This window comes from Subsaximicrobium wynnwilliamsii, assembly GCF_007997225.1.
Taxonomy (GTDB): domain Bacteria; phylum Bacteroidota; class Bacteroidia; order Flavobacteriales; family Flavobacteriaceae; genus Psychroserpens; species Psychroserpens wynnwilliamsii.
In genome coordinates this window covers 17107-32343 of record NZ_VORM01000021.1, presented here as the reverse complement: position 1 = coordinate 32343, position 15237 = coordinate 17107, and the positions used below count along the sequence as shown (strand labels likewise).

At 39.4% G+C, this 15237-nt stretch carries 14 protein-coding genes and 1 pseudogene; 12 read left to right on the top strand and 3 right to left on the bottom strand.

The window, feature by feature from the left end; genetic code table 11:
• Positions 1-46 precede the first annotated feature (46 nt).
• Positions 47-1117 (top strand): branched-chain amino acid aminotransferase, encoded by a 1071-nt coding sequence (locus ESY88_RS15645; RefSeq protein ID WP_147088020.1) that lies wholly within the window; start codon positions 47-49, stop codon positions 1115-1117.
• A gap of 186 nt (positions 1118-1303) precedes the next feature.
• Here ESY88_RS15645 and ESY88_RS15640 read toward each other — a convergent pair whose 3' ends face one another.
• The gene (locus ESY88_RS15640; RefSeq protein ID WP_147088019.1) at positions 1304-1690 is read right to left on the bottom strand and encodes a pyrophosphohydrolase domain-containing protein; all 387 of its coding nucleotides are present in this window, start codon (positions 1688-1690) and stop codon (positions 1304-1306) included.
• Between the two features lie 905 nt (positions 1691-2595).
• On the opposite strand from ESY88_RS15640, the gene ESY88_RS15630 reads away from it, so the two are divergent.
• From ESY88_RS15630 to ESY88_RS21120, 3 genes are all read left to right on the top strand, one after another.
• Positions 2596-3489, top strand: coding sequence for an endonuclease/exonuclease/phosphatase family protein (locus ESY88_RS15630; protein WP_223270851.1), 894 nt, complete (start codon positions 2596-2598; stop codon positions 3487-3489).
• Between the two features lie 16 nt (positions 3490-3505).
• The gene (locus tag ESY88_RS21500; protein ID WP_223270850.1) at positions 3506-3661 is read left to right on the top strand and encodes a hypothetical protein; all 156 of its coding nucleotides are present in this window, start codon (positions 3506-3508) and stop codon (positions 3659-3661) included.
• Between the two features lie 163 nt (positions 3662-3824).
• Positions 3825-4268 carry a DUF5723 family protein gene (locus ESY88_RS21120; protein ID WP_189702621.1) on the top strand — a complete coding sequence of 148 codons (444 nt, stop codon included), beginning with the start codon at positions 3825-3827 and terminating at the stop codon, positions 4266-4268.
• A gap of 384 nt (positions 4269-4652) precedes the next feature.
• Here the strand turns inward: ESY88_RS21120 and ESY88_RS15620 are convergent.
• Positions 4653-5135, bottom strand: a pseudogene (locus ESY88_RS15620) (dipeptidyl-peptidase 3 family protein); the annotation flags it as partial.
• Positions 5136-5355: 220 nt separating this feature from the next.
• On the opposite strand from ESY88_RS15620, the gene ESY88_RS15610 reads away from it, so the two are divergent.
• Complete coding sequence (locus tag ESY88_RS15610) at positions 5356-6681, top strand: DUF5723 family protein (protein ID WP_147088558.1); 1326 nt, start codon at positions 5356-5358, stop codon at positions 6679-6681.
• Positions 6682-7067: 386 nt separating this feature from the next.
• On the opposite strand, the gene ESY88_RS15605 is transcribed toward ESY88_RS15610, so the two are convergent.
• Positions 7068-9107, bottom strand: coding sequence for a dipeptidyl-peptidase 3 family protein (locus ESY88_RS15605; protein ID WP_147089873.1), 2040 nt, complete (start codon positions 9105-9107; stop codon positions 7068-7070).
• A gap of 107 nt (positions 9108-9214) precedes the next feature.
• Here ESY88_RS15605 and ESY88_RS15600 point away from each other — a divergent pair, with 107 nt between their 5' ends.
• The 7 genes from ESY88_RS15600 (at position 9215) to ESY88_RS15570 (ending at position 15177) form a co-directional block, all read left to right on the top strand.
• Complete coding sequence (locus tag ESY88_RS15600; protein ID WP_147088296.1) at positions 9215-10156, top strand: transcription activator effector-binding protein; 942 nt, start codon at positions 9215-9217, stop codon at positions 10154-10156.
• Positions 10157-10187: 31 nt separating this feature from the next.
• Complete coding sequence (crcB, locus tag ESY88_RS15595) at positions 10188-10553, top strand: fluoride efflux transporter CrcB (protein ID WP_147088295.1); 366 nt, start codon at positions 10188-10190, stop codon at positions 10551-10553.
• An 883-nt stretch (positions 10554-11436) separates the two neighbouring features.
• Complete coding sequence (locus ESY88_RS15590) at positions 11437-12069, top strand: hypothetical protein (protein ID WP_147088294.1); 633 nt, start codon at positions 11437-11439, stop codon at positions 12067-12069.
• 222 nt (positions 12070-12291) lie between these two features.
• A complete protein-coding gene (locus tag ESY88_RS15585; RefSeq protein WP_147088293.1) occupies positions 12292-12585 on the top strand; it encodes a winged helix-turn-helix domain-containing protein in 294 nt (97 codons plus the stop codon).
• Positions 12586-12842: 257 nt separating this feature from the next.
• Entirely contained in the window at positions 12843-14255 is a 1413-nt protein-coding gene (locus tag ESY88_RS15580; RefSeq protein WP_147088292.1) for a DUF4153 domain-containing protein, read from the top strand.
• Entirely contained in the window at positions 14252-14626 is a 375-nt protein-coding gene (locus ESY88_RS15575; protein WP_147088291.1) for a hypothetical protein, read from the top strand. Before ESY88_RS15580 ends, ESY88_RS15575 begins: the two co-directional genes overlap by 4 nt.
• The gene (locus tag ESY88_RS15570; RefSeq protein WP_147088290.1) at positions 14623-15177 is read left to right on the top strand and encodes a Coq4 family protein; all 555 of its coding nucleotides are present in this window, start codon (positions 14623-14625) and stop codon (positions 15175-15177) included. The genes ESY88_RS15575 and ESY88_RS15570 overlap by 4 nt, the downstream gene beginning before the upstream one ends.
• The last annotated feature ends 60 nt before the right edge of the window (positions 15178-15237 follow it).

The following is a 15237-nucleotide window of genomic DNA, read 5'->3' as shown; positions in this document are numbered from 1 at the left end:
TAACCGACCTAAAATGTCTAGTTTTGCAAGACTAAAAACTAGCATCATGTCAAATACTGCAAACGCCAAACTACAGATAGAAAAAGTTAAGGAATCTCGGGTAAGTTCGATAGATTTTAGCGACTTAGCCTTCGGAAAAACCTTTACAGATCACATGTTTTATTGTGACTATAAAAATGGAGCCTGGCAAGAGCCTAAGATTGTCCCTTACCAACCGATGACTATAGATCCTTCGGCACGTGTGTTTCATTACGGACAAGCAGTTTTTGAAGGCATGAAAGCCTATAAGGACGACAACGGAAAGGTTTTTCTCTTTAGACCAGACCAAAACTTTAAGCGCATTAACAAGTCTGCTGCCCGTTTGGCCATCCCAGAATTTCCTGAGAATTACTTTTTTGAAGGCCTAAAAACCTTGGTAAATATGGACAAAGCTTGGATCCAACCAGGTGTAGGCAACTCCTTATATTTGAGACCCTTTGTGATTGCGATAGATTCAGCCATTGCAGCTGCTCCTTCAGAAAGCTACCGTTTCATGATCATTTGCGCACCAGCAAAAGCCTATTACAAAGGCACCGTGAGGGTATTGATTGCTGAGAAATTTAGCCGTTCGGCCAGTGGAGGTGTGGGTTTTGCAAAAGCAGCAGGAAATTATGCCGCACAGTTTTACCCAACCAAATTGGCACAAGATCGCGGGTACCAACAAGTAATCTGGACCGATGCCGATACCCATACTTATTTAGAGGAAGCTGGTACGATGAATGTGTTTTTCAGAATCAATGATACTCTAATCACGGCACCAATAAGTGACCGTATTTTAGATGGTGTGACTAGAAAGAGTTTGATTCAATTGGCAGCCGATAATGACATCCCTTGCGAGGTTAGACCCATCAAAGTATCAGAAATCGTTGAAGCTTCCAAAGATGGTAGCTTGAAAGAGATCTTTGGAGCTGGCACTGCGGCGGTAATCAGTCCAATCTCAGCTTTTGAATTTCAAGAGCAGGTTTATGAATTGCCAGAGGTTAACGAGCACTCCTACTCCAGCCGATTGAAATCTAAAATGCTCAATATTCAGCATAATCTTGCGGAAGACAAGAATGGCTGGAGAATGGAAATTTAAATTTAAATTTAAATTTAAATTCCATACTAAAAAATTCCAAATTCCAAATTCCAAAACTGCCGAAGCTTTGGAATTTGGAATTTTTTTTTTAATCAATAAGCCCGTGGCAAGTCCACGTGGTACGAATTGAACGAAGTTCTTTGTAGTTCAGGGCAAACCTCGAGGCATAAAACCCTATTGAGAGATTTATTTCTCAAGGATTTCAGAAATATTGGGCTTGAAGTAATTTGGCCCTTTAAGCACTTTCCCATCCTCACGGTAAATGGGCTCGCCATTTGCTCCCAATTTGCTCATGTTACTGCGTTGGATTTCGTCAAAAACCTCCTCTATTTTATGTTGGAGACCATGCTCGATGATGGTACCGCAGAGAATGTAGAGCATATCGCCAAGCGCATCTGCCACTTCCACCAAATCATCTGCATTGGCAGCTTCAAGATATTCCTCGTTTTCCTCGCGCATCAATTTATAGCGCAGCATGTTTTTCTCCAGTCCTAAATGGGCCTTGGGAGTTTCGCGATGGCCGATTTTAAATGCGCTGTGAAAAGCCTTGACAGCTTCTATTTTTTGTTTCATAAGGTATTGCTGTTGGTTAAAATTTCTTGATTCAGGCTCCTAAAAATTGAAGCTGCTTCGGTTTATGATTGTAAGTTTATAGTGGTATTTATGTTTTGTAGATAGCAAATTCAATGTTTAATAATTACTTTTGCATAAAAATAGCAATATGTTCAGTACGGGTCAATTGGTTTTCGGTATTTTATTTGCGATTGTCTTCATTATCGCTCTCATTTATGCCTATCGGAAGGACTCAAAACTCCACAGAAAATATTACAAAGGAAGCGTTTGGATCCTTATTGCCTTTATTTCATTTTTGCTTATGATTGCTGCCATTAAATTCATTTTTATTTAAAAAGCTTTCTTTGGCAGCTATCAAGCACTCCTTCCCTTATTTTTTACTTTTAAGTATCTTACCCGCTCAATATCCCATGTATTAGCTATGTTATGATGTTGTTCTACATTGCATCTTTGTAATGGGTATTGAGTAGGATTCAATTTTAGCGACTTAACATTTCACAATCGCCTAAGTTTATTGACACAGGAAGTGCTTTGCGCATGCCTTCTTGCCATTTGGAATGATAGCGAACCTTATAAAACAACTATTTTAAATCAATATTGTCATACAAAGACTTAAGACCCTGCCGGCAGGCGCTGCGCTGCAAGACATAAGACCTTCATATCCGGCATGCAGGCATAAGACTTGATTCGTAAACATTTGAGAATTAAGCCCATCTGACTTTCATTTTTAATTTCAAAACTTAAAATGTCTTTTAGAGCTTAAGCAAGCTATTGTATTTAAAATTTGCCTTAATGTTTGCTGCTGTTAACAAAATCATTGTTCGTAAAAGTTCAATCGGACAACAATGAATTTCAATCTATCAACTGACATAATTTTACATATCTTTCAAAAAAAATAAACACCCATGACTTTAAAGAAGTTTTTATTCGGTTTTGGCTTTGTAGCTATGGTTTTAACTTTGCTTCCATTGATACCAGCAGATTATTGGTGGATTCGAATGTTCGACTTCCCACATATTCAACTTACGACGCTTACGTTTCTCGCCATTCTTGCTTTCTGTATAAAATTTGATTTTTGGAATAAAAAAGATTTTCTATTCATAATACTACTTGTTTTATGTTTTGTTTTTCAATTTTTTAAAATTGCGCCTTATACGCCTTTTTTCAAGAAAGAAGTGATGGATGCTACAAAAACCGACGACAAATTTAAAATAAAACTTCTTACTGCCAATGTGTTGCAAAAAAATGAGAACAATGATATTTTAATGGATGTCATTAGAGAACTCGATTCGGATATTATGATTTTCACAGAGGCGAATAACCAATGGAAAGATGCCATCGTAAAAAATCTATCTTCAGAATATAAGTACAAGGTTGAATTGCCTCTTGAAAACACATATGGAATCTTGCTGTATTCGAAATTGGAACTCATTGACCCACAATTGAAATTTATGGTTACTGACAGCATTCCTTCAATTCACACTAAATTCCGCTTGCCATCTGGAGAAATTGCACAATTATATGCAGTCCATCCCACGCCACCAATGCCACAGGAAAACCCCTTATCGACTGATAGAGATGCAGAATTGATGATGACTTCCAAATTGTCAAGAGCGTCTGAAATTCCAGTCATTGTCATTGGCGATTTCAACGATATTCCTTGGTCTTCAACCACTCGATTATTTCAAAAAACGAGCGAATTATTAGATATTAGAGTTGGACGCGGCTTTTACAATACGTTTAATGCTAAAAAGTATTTATTACGTTGGCCTTTGGACCATATTTTTTGTTTCGCCTGAATTTCGTTTAGCCGAGATGAAAAGTTGCCAATCGATAGACTCTGACCACTTTCCTTTTTACGTGGAATTGAGTTTCGAACCTCAAGGCGCAAAAGAGCAAATGCCCAAAAAAGCTACGGAAGAACAGTTGGAAAAGGCAGCAAAACAGATTAAAAAACTTCAAGAAAAATAATTCTAATTATATTAACTCATTATAGACTTAACATCTAATGAACCATTTTGGTTGGTAAAAAAACGGTTTATTGGAATCTTATCCTTCATTGAGGAAAAATATCGAAACCGAAATTCTCATCGTCGGAGGCGGCATCACAGGAAGCTTGATGGCTCACTAATGCATGGAAGAAGGTTATAAAACGGTTGTGATAGACCGACGCGAAGTTGCCAATGGAAGCACTTCAGACAACAATTACAACAACACGTCTATTGGCCAAAGCGCTAAATTTCAATTGCCAACAGCTTTACACGTTTTAGTGGATTATCGTCTGACTAAAAAATTCTTGGTAAGTGCTCAAGCGGATATATCCATGGTAAAACAAGACAATGAGCTCTCCAATAATGTGATCAATACTTTTACTTTGGCGCCGCGATTGGAAACCAAATGGTTTAGTTTGTATGCCCCGTTGAGCCTTAGACAATATGGGGATTTCGCATTTGGAACTGGTATTAGACTTGGCCCATTGACTGTAGGATCGGCATCGGTTTTTAGCAATTTATTATCTGATAGCTCAAAAACCACAGATGTGTTTGTTGGTCTCAACATCCCTATTTACAGAAAATAGACTGGACGGAAACACCAAGTTACTTTTTTAAAAATCCCCACTACTGGGGATTTTTTTCGTTGATGAAGATGACTCAAATTGTAGTGTGGCAGCAATTCAACCAATGACAGCTATGCCTATTGCCCAATTACTTTTCACGGTCCAAAAGACCTGGCAAAACCTGTTGTTTGTAGGCAATTGAAACCTTCAGATTAAGACTATTTCGCTTGCCAATGACGACATATCGCAACTAATGCGATGTCATTAAAATCAGACACTTATGAGCATCTTCCTTTTCCGTTTCCGCATTGATCCTTTTGAATTTCATTCTGCTCAAAATCAGCATCAATAAAAAGGAATGTAAAACCAATTACATCCCTTTTCATTTTCAGCTAAAACCTTTGCTTAATTCATTTCAGGAAGAAAGCCGAATGTTTTACTATACTCCAACATTTGCTGGTCAAAATGGTCTGGCTGGGTCACTTTGATATCGTAGATCTCACCATTTTTATCCAATTCTGGGACTAAAACAGGATTCACAAAACCGTTGTAAGGCGCAGCTGTAAATTGTTTGTTGCGTTCCAAAACCTCGTTATGGATGTCTTGATCCACTTTCACGCCATAACCTTCCACCAAATCTTCAACCGCTTTATAATCGCCTTCCGATTTTATGCGCTGTGTTTCACGCAACAATTCTCCAAAGATGGCGTGCAATTTTTCATAATCGTTGATATTGAAATACGTCTTACCATCTCTAGTGATCTTTTCAATAACGTTATCCTTCATTCCTTTTTCATAAGCCCAAGCCGCAACCCACTGCCTGTTTCTCATGTGTGCCTCCTCAATGTTGTCGCCAATGTTCAAGCGAATCAATTGCGTAATCAAACCGTAGATACCCATCGCAAAAACAGGACCCGAATCTTGGGTTTGAGTGGTAAGGGCGAATTGATGCGCTATGCCTTAGAACGGAAATATCGGTTCTAAGCGATTGCTTCCGTTTTAAAAAATACCCATTAATGGGGATGTTTTTGTGACATTTTTTAAAATAGATTGCATACTTAAATTAAATTTCTTTTTTTTACCACTACTTAACCTAAACTAAATTTACATGAAAAATTTTTCTTTAGCCTTAGGCTTCTGCTTTTTGCTTTCTTTCCAATTCAGCCATAGCCAAAGTTACATCGGCCACACGGTTGATAATTATGCCGGCATTCATGGCGTTGTCTACAACCCTTCAAGCATTGTGGGCTCTAACTTTAAAGCCGATATTAACCTTGCCAGTGCCAGTGTATTTGGCGGCAGTGATTACTTCGGAATCAATGTGAGTGACCTGATAAAATCTGATGGCGGTTTTGACTTTGAAGAGGATTCCAATCGCTTTCCTTCCGAAGCAAACAATTTTTTCATCAATACCGATATTGTAGGACCTTCCTTTATGTTCAATCTCAATAAAAAGAGCAGTATCGGAATCATCACGAGAGGCCGTGGTATATTAAACCTCAACAATATCAATGGGCAACTTTATGAGAACATTATTGATGAATTCGATACCAACGACGATTTCAATTTCAATTCTGAAAACCTCAGCGGCACCATACATGCTTGGAGTGAAATAGGATTATCCTACGGTCGTATTTTATTGGCCAAACAAAACCAAATGCTTAAAGCCGGTGTAACCCTAAAGTACCTCATGGGCGCTGGCGGTGTTTACATCAATAGCCCAGGACTGCAAGGTCAATACACTGCTGCCAGTAAGAATTTGACCACCCGAGGTTTTTTAAACTACGGAAGCACTCAAGGCTTTGACAATAATGATATTGATTTTGGGAACCTGAGCTCAGGATTTGGTATGGATCTGGGCTTTACCTATCAATGGCATCCCAATAGGGAAAATGATGATGTTCGCTATTTTCAGGATCCCTATAAATTAAAAGTTGGGTTATCTATTACCGATATTGGCAGTATCAATTATGAGGATGCTGAAACTACCAGTTATGACCTGAATGCTTCGGTAAGCACATTAACATTAGAGGACGATTTAGAGGCCTTTTTAGATAATAATTACAACAACACGTCTATTGGCCAAAGCGCTAAATTTCAATTGCCAACAGCTTTACACGTTTTAGTGGATTATCGTCTGACTAAAAAATTCTTGGTAAGTGCTCAAGCGGATATGTCACTGGTAAAACAAGACAATGAGCTCACCAACAATGTGATCAACACTTTTACTTTGGCGCCGCGATTGGAAACCAAATGGTTTAGTTTGTATGCCCCGTTGAGCCTTAGACAATATGGGGATTTCGCATTTGGAACTGGTATTAGACTTGGCCCATTGACTGTAGGATCGGCATCGGTTTTTAGCAACTTATTATCTGATAGCTCAAAAACCACAGATGTGTTCGTTGGTCTCAACATCCCTATTTACAGAAAATAAACACCAAAGAATTTCCAAAACACTTTATTAAAAAATCCCCACTACTGGGGATTTTTTTCGTTGATGACCTTGACTCAGATGGTAGTGTAGCATCCATTCAACCAATGACAGATTTGCGTTGTTACGCCATAAATTTTCGCATTCAAAAAGACCTGGCAAAACCTGTTGTTTGTATGCAATTGAATCCTTCAGATTAAGACTATTTCTCTTAGCATTGACGACATATCGCAACTAATGCGATGTCATTAAAACCAGACACTTATGAGCATCTTCCTTTCCGTTTCCGCATTGATCCTTTTGAATTTCATTCTGCTCAAAATCAGCATCAATAAAAAAGGAATGTAAAACCAATTACATTCCTTTTCATTTTCAGCTAAAACCTTTGCTTAATTCATTTCAGGAAGAAAGCCGAATGTTTTACTATACTCCAACATTTGCTGGTCAAAATGGTCTGGCTGGGTCACTTTGATATCGTAGATCTCACCATTTTTATCCAATTCTGGGACTAAAACAGGATTCACAAAACCGCTGTAAGGCGCAGCTGTAAATTGTTTGTTGCGTTCCAAAACCTCGTTATGGATGTCTTGATCCACTTTCACGCCATAACCTTCCACCAAATCTTCAACCGCTTTATAATCGCCTTCCGATTTTATGCGCTGTGTTTCACGCAACAATTCTCCAAAGATGGCGTGCAATTTTTCATAATCGTTGATATTGAAATACGTCTTACCATCTCTAGTGATCTTTTCAATAACGTTATCCTTCATTCCTTTTTCATAAGCCCAAGCTGCAACCCACTGCCTGTTTCTCATGTGTGCCTCCTCAATGTTGTCGCCAATTTTCAAGCGAATCAATTGCGTCATCAAACCGTTTCTAATGTAACCATCGTAGGCAGCTTTTCCTACCGATTTCCAATCATCCACCAAACCGAGTTCCTGTAATTTTGGGCTGTACAAATAGTAAAGTCCCACCAAATCGGCACGCCCTTCTTCTAGGGTAGACGCATAACTCTTGAGCGTTTCCTTGGTTTCACCCACGCCAGGGTTCAATTGCCCAGAGGCGTGACCAATCACTTCATGCAAAGCGGTGTGCAATTTATCGGCCAGCTGACCGTATTTTTCTTCCAATTCAAATTCTTCATCATCGTTTACAAATTCCTTCAAACGACCAGAACTACCTGCATTGTTATAGGCATTGATGATGTTTCCCAAGGACACCGATTTGCTTCCTACAGCCGCACGAATCCAGTTGGCATTTGGCAAATTAACGCCAATGGGTGTGCTCGGGGAAGCATCTCCAGCCTCTCCCGCAACGTTCACGACCTTATAAGTGACGCCCACCACGTTTTCCTTTTTATGGGCCTCCATCAAGGGCGCATTGTCTTCAAACCACTGTGCATTTTCAGACAAAACTTCCATTTTTTGAGACATGTCAAAGTCCTTGATCTGTACGATCGTTTCATAAGACCCTGTGTAACCCAAGGGGTCATTATAAACTTCAATAAAGCTGTTGATGTAATCGATATTGCCTTCCGTAGCAGCAGTCCAAGCAACATTATAATCGTCCCAAGTTTGCAAATCGCCAGATTTATAATAGTCGATCAAAAGGCCTAAAGCTTTGCCTTGTTCAGGATTCTCGGCCACTTCCTTGGCTTTTTCCAACCATTTTACAACCTCATCGATGGCTGTTCCATACAAACCGCCAGACTTATAGGTCAATTCCTTTAGGGTTCCGTTCTCCTTGACCAATTTTGAGTTCAAGCCAAAAGACAAGGGTTTCTCTGGGTTTGGCGAAGTTTTCGTTTTATAAAAAGCTTCAACATCAGCATTTACCACATTTGGCCCGTAGAAATTTACTGCGGAAAGCTTCACGTTATCTCCTCCTTTTGTCAAATCCACTTTTTTGGAATCTTGGTCGTTGAAGAGCACTTCAAAGGCCTCTCCTTCTAAGGTGGTATTGGTATCTGCCAAAAGTTGCTTCAAATATTCTGAAGAGAATTCTGGCTTCATTTTCTCGTTGGAATAATGGTGATGAATGCCGTTTGAAAACCAAACCCGTTTCATGTAGGTTTCAAAAGCAGACCAATCTGCTGAAGATTTGTCACCAGCATAATTAGCGTACACATTCTCCAAAGCTTTTCTAATGGTCAAATTATAACGGTAGTTTTGATCCCAAATCATGTCACGTCCCGAAAGACCGGCTTGGGTTAAAAAATAGACCAACTTTTTCTCCTTCAAGCTCAGGTTTTCCCATCCCGGAATTTGATAGCGCAGGATTTTTATGTCGGCAAACTGCTCCACATTATAATCAAACGCATCGGTTTGTTCTGTTTGAACCGTTGCGGGCTTGAGGTCATTCTTCTCTGCCTTACAAGCGTTCATTAATCCTGCGATGACAGCAAGACCCATTATCCATTTTAATTTCATTAGATGTGATTTAAGTGTTGTTTCACAAATGTAATCATTTATAGACATCTGTTAAAATTGATTACCTTTGGCTTGCCAACTAACCAACAATCATCGTCATTATCATTATGAAAGCATTCAAATACTTATTTTTTCTACTACTTATTTTTGTGATTGGTTTTGCCATTTATATCGCGGTGCAACCCAACGAATACAATTTTAGCCGAAGCAAGATCATCAAAGCACCCTTACCTGTGGTTTTTGAAAAAGTTTCCGATTATGAAGATTGGACCACTTGGGAAGGCAAGCATTTGAGAATTGCAGCCATTGAAACAATTGCTTCCGAAGAAAATCAATCAATTACCCAACAATTCCAGCTGAGTTCTCCTTTAGAAAATAAGGCCACGATGCGTTACAGCTTTGAGCCCGTTCCTGAAGGCACCCAAATCACTTGGCAAGTGGAAGGCAAATACGATTTTGCCAATAAGCTCAACATCGCCATGTCTGGAAAGCTGGAAGATGCCATTGCGCCAGATTTAGAGGAAGGCCTTGATCGTTTGGACCGCATCGTACGCGCCGAAATGAAAAAATACAGCATCAGCATTGATGGCATCACGCAACACAGTGGCGGATTTTATCTATACACTACAGGCTCGGTTAAGATGGACGATTTTACGAACAAGCGCGAAACCATGATTGCCAAGATAAAGGATTATGCCATTGCCAATGCCGTAAGCATGGCTGGACCAGCATTTGTGATGTATCTCAAAAAAGACGAGCTGAATGATGCCGTCATCTTTTCAGCCTGTGTGCCAACCACTTCCCAAGTGATGTCTTCTGAAAGTGACATTCTCACCGGACAATTAGAACCCTTCAAGGCCGTTAAGACGACGCTAAAAGGCGATTATCAATATTTAGAGGAAGCACGCCTGAAAACCTTCAACTACATCGAGAAAAACGAATTGGTGCCATTACCTGATGGGCCACAGCTTGATGTGTTTATCAACGATTCGAAAAGTGTGCCCAACCCAGCAGCATGGCTTACAGAAATTTATATTGCTATAGAATAATGCGTTTTTCAAAACCAATTAAAATACACCAATGAAACAGCTACTACTCGTTTTTGTAGGTGGTGGTATTGGCAGCGTGTTGCGTTTCCTTATCGGGAAATTTCTCAACAATCCCAATACCGGAATTCCCTATGGCACTTTTGCCGCCAACATTTTGGGGAGTTTGTTAATTGGGATCATTTTGGGTATGGCTGCAAAGAATGATGCGCTCAGCTCCAATCAAACCTTACTTTTGGCCACTGGCTTTTGTGGTGGTTTTACCACTTTCTCAACCTTTGCTTACGAGAATCACGTGTTTTTGAAATCTGGCGATTTTATGAGTTTTGCCATTTACACCATCGCCAGCTTTGTGCTCGGTTTTCTAGCCGTGTTTTTGGGGATGTATTTGGCGGATTAGTTGGTTGTTGTGGAGTTGTAGGTAGTGGGTAGTGGGTTGTAGGTTTTTGTGGAGTTGTGGGTTGTAGGTAGTTGGTAGTGGGTAGTGGGTAGTGGGTAGTAAAAAATACGATTCAATCTCAAAAGCCAACTTTATTATTCAACATTGGTCATTCGGTGTTCGATATTAGATATTAGAAGTTTGTTAAGTTGTTAAGTGAAAATACGATTCAATCTCTGAAGCCAACTTCATTATTCAACATTCGTCATTCGGTGTTTGATATTAGATATTCGATATTAGAAGTTAGAAGTTAGAAGTTAGAAGTTTGTTAAGTTGTTAAGTGAAAATACGATTCAATCTCTGAAGCCAACTTCATTATTCAACATTGGTCATTCGGTGTTTGATATTAGATATTCGATATTAGAAGTTAGAAGTTAGAAGTTTGTTAAGTTGTTAAGTTGTTAAGTTGTTAAGTTGTTAAGTTGTTAAGTTGTTAAGTGAAAATACAATTCAATCTCAAAAGCCAACTTTATTATTCAACATTCGTCATTCGGTGTTCGATATTAGAAGTTTGTTAAGTTGTTAAGTTGTTAAGTGAAAATACGATTCAATCTCTGAAGCCAACTTCATTATTCAACATTCGTCATTCGATATTCAATGTTCGATGTTCGATGTTCGATGTTCGCTATTTTAGAAAATCAAAAATCTTCAATCGTCAATCGTTAATCGTTAATCGTTAATTCAAAAATAGTCACGACTGCGACTGAAACCACCCTCTACCCTCTACCCTCTACCCTCTCATTTCTCTCTTCTCTATCTTCTTTTCTCTTTTTTTCAAATAAATCAAAATTCACTTGCACGTCTGCAAAAAATGATTTTACTTTGTAATTCAAAGTACTTTAATATGGAATCTAAAAACTATCTTCAGGACATCAGCGACATCAAAAGCATGATGCACAAATCGTCACGGTTTTTGTCCCTGAGTGGACTTTCAGGAATCATGGCAGGCATTTACGCACTTATTGGGGCGTTTTTAGGATATCATATCATCTATGCAAACAATATCATAAGTGCAGACGGGTACAGAACCATAATACTTACTCAGAAACACATGATTGAGATTATTGTCGTAGCATTTGCTGTGGTACTCCTATCTCTCATTACAGGTATCGTTCTAAGTTATGCCAAAGCTAAAAAGCAAAATGAATCCCTTTGGGACGCGACTTCCAAACGTTTATTGATCAATTTCCTCATACCTTTGGCAACAGGCGGATTTTTTATAATGTTTTTATTGGAAAAGAACATCTTTGCCTTTGTGGCACCAATGACCTTGGTGTTTTACGGGCTCGCTTGCGTGAATGCCAGCAAATATACTTTGGGCTATATTCGTTATTTGGGCATTACGATGATTGTCATCGGACTTCTATCCGTTTACTTTCTGGGCTACGGTTTGTTCTTTTGGGCGCTGGGCTTTGGCGTTTGCCATATTGTTTACGGGACGATTATGCATTTTAAGTATGACCGAATTAGGAAATAGGAAGTAGGAAGTAGGAAGTAGGAAGTAGGAAGTAGGAAGTAGGAAGTAGGAAGTAGGAAAATTAAAAATCCAAAAGCAAAGCAGCAAATGCCAAAAACGGAAATATTGAAAAATTAAAAAAATATTAGCGTCCCGCCTGCCAGTCATGGTTCTGGACTCTAGAATTTGGAATCTTGAACTTTGAACTTTGAACTTTGAACCAAAAAACCTTAAACTCTCAGCATGAGCATCATCAATAACATCAATAAAGTCTTTGACCATCGCATTCGATTGGGCATCATGTCTGTGTTGATGGTCAATGAATATGCCGATTTCAACATGCTCAAGGAACTTTTGGCTGCGACCGATGGGAATTTGGCCAGCCATACCAAAGCTTTGGAAAAAGCAGACTACATTTGGGTGGAGAAACAATTTATAGGTAGAAAACCCAACACCCGCTACGCCACCACAACATTGGGAAGAGCAGAATTCAACAAACACATTGAAGCCCTTGAAAAATTAATCAATAATCAATAATGCATGATATAGAATCAAAGCCCTGCAAACCGGCAGGCGATGCGCTGAAGGAATCAAGAACCAAGACGCGCATCAACTCGCTGAGAGGCTGTAATAATTTATTGATAGAACTAAAAACTAGCTAAAACATGCAGACAGCATTAAGTATCAAACGAACAACATCTTGAACCCTTTACTCTCAAAAATCGGCATCCAATTTAATACACTTTTTTTTTATCATTTTACTTTGAATTTCAAAGTACTTTAAACTTTACACTATGAAACAAATTGTCATTCTTATCGCCGCTGTCCTATTCAGCCTTCTATTTTACGGGCAGTCCGTTGGGCTCAACCTTGCGTTATTTGCAGTGTTGGCGCTCGTGCTTCTGCTATTTTACAACCTCAAAAAATTTCGCGACAGAGGTGTTTTGCTCCACAGTGTTGCCTATCTGCTCAGTGCTGTTTTGGTATTTGTTCATCGTTCATCGCTATCTGTCATGGCCAATCTGCTCATGTTCGTGAGCTTGGTTGGCGCGGTTTCAGAATCCCAATCTTCCATTTACCTCAAATGGCTCAACGGACTTTACACAAGCATCGCCGGGTTTTTCCATAGAAATATCGACCGCCAAGAAGCCTCCAAAGCCTCAAATTGGAAACAGAAGGCAGACCTGCCTCAACTTGCCAAATTGATAGGTATTCCTATTGTGTTTATCATCTTATTTGTGCTGCTCTACCGACAGGGCAATCCCGTGTTTGAGGGGCTTATCGCCCGCATCAACTTCGATTTTATCAATTTGCAATGGTTGCTATTCACGCTCATGGGCTATTATCTCTTCAGCAACATCGCCCAACCTGTTTTAGTGGAGCCAGCAACTTCAGCCGATTTGAGCGTATCGAACAACCTCTTGGAAACTGCTAATTTTTCCGAAGCAAGCCTTAAAAAAGAACAGCAATTGGGCACGACTTTATTGGGACTTTTAAACCTGTTACTCCTTGTTTACATCCTAACCGACATCATTTCCATAAACGCGATGATTGTCTCAAAAGCTTCAGAACTCTCTATTCAAGTACACAATGGCATCAATACGCTCATTGCATCCATCATCATTGCGATTATCATCATCCTCTATTTTTTTAGAGGCAATCTCAATTTTTATGCTCACAATCGCATCCTTAAAAACCTCAGTTTTCTTTGGATTTCCCTCAATGTGGCGCTCATTGTATTGATCGCGATTAAAAACCAGAATTACATTGGCGCTTTTGGTTTGACCTATAAACGCATTGGGGTGTACGTTTATATTTTTATGACCTTGATCGGGCTGTTGACCACGTTTTTGAAAGTTCTCAACCTAAAAAATCTCGCCTTTTTATTTCGGAGCAATACACAAGTCGCTTTTATGACCCTATTGCTGCTGAGTGGAGTGAATTGGGACCGCAGGATAACCCAATACAACTTGACCCAGGCTCAGGATTTTGATATGGACTATCTTATAAAATTATCCAATCGAAACGCCATTTTACTTTATGACTTGAAGGATAGTGTTGCTATTTCTGAAACCCAAAAACGCGCCATCGAAAAAAAATACCAGTATTACATCCAGGAGTTGCAGCAACGCAACTGGCAGGAACTTAATTATGATAATTTTAGTTTAGACCTACTCAAAACCGAGTCAAATTCCGTTTTCAAATGAACCTATCAAGCAATCTGGGTAAATCTACGCTCTTGGCAAGTGCTGTGTTTTGGGGCATCTTGGGCAGCAAAGTGCTTCAAATAACCTTCATGCCTTTTGTACTGCTGTCTTTTATCCCGATATTCATTTGCGTCGCCAGCAGTGTCATTGTGAGTATTTGTCCTATTTTTTGGCTAACGGAACGTGAGTCTTTCAACAAGAAGCGCATTTTTAAGGCCTATTTCCCCTATTACGCTATTGTGGTCTTTGGGATTTGTGTGCTTGCCATCATCGATAACTCCTTCAGTATATTGGCAATTGCTTTTTTCAGTTCAGCATTTATTAGCACCTGCCAATCTTGGGTTTGGTTTGCAAAAGAAGAACAACCATGAAAGCCCTACGTGAACAATTCATTGAATGGCTGTTTAAGCATTCCCAAAATGGCTATACGGGTTTATTCAAGCATCACGCTTCGTGGGGAATTAGCAGAACCGATTTGTTGCGCTACCCTAAAGATTCCTTCGGAAGGCATCTTGGTTTATTTTTAGATAAGCACGATTTCGAGCTCATTGCCAAGGTAGAACGTCACGACGCTTACCACACGCTCACTGGTTTTGGCACGCAGGTAGCCGATGAAATTGCCTTGCAGTGGTTGTGTTTTGGTAACGGAAAACGCAGCCCCTACTTATATGGTGCCATTATTTTGGGCACTGTGATTTTACCCGACTATTGGGCCTATTATATCGCATCTTATAAATTGGGCAAAAACGCCAATCCATTTCATCAACTGGATTACAAAAAGCTGCTTCAGTTAAAACTGAAGGATTTGAGAGCTGCTTTTTTCTCAAAACGGCAACAAATTCAATTGACCCAACTTAAACATACAACCCATTCAGCAATTTTAAAATCAAATCAAACCCCGCGCATGGAAAACAGTACCTGATCGAAATCTTAAAGAATCCTGAAAACTGTAATTTCTGTCGCAATAATGCCTATATTTTAT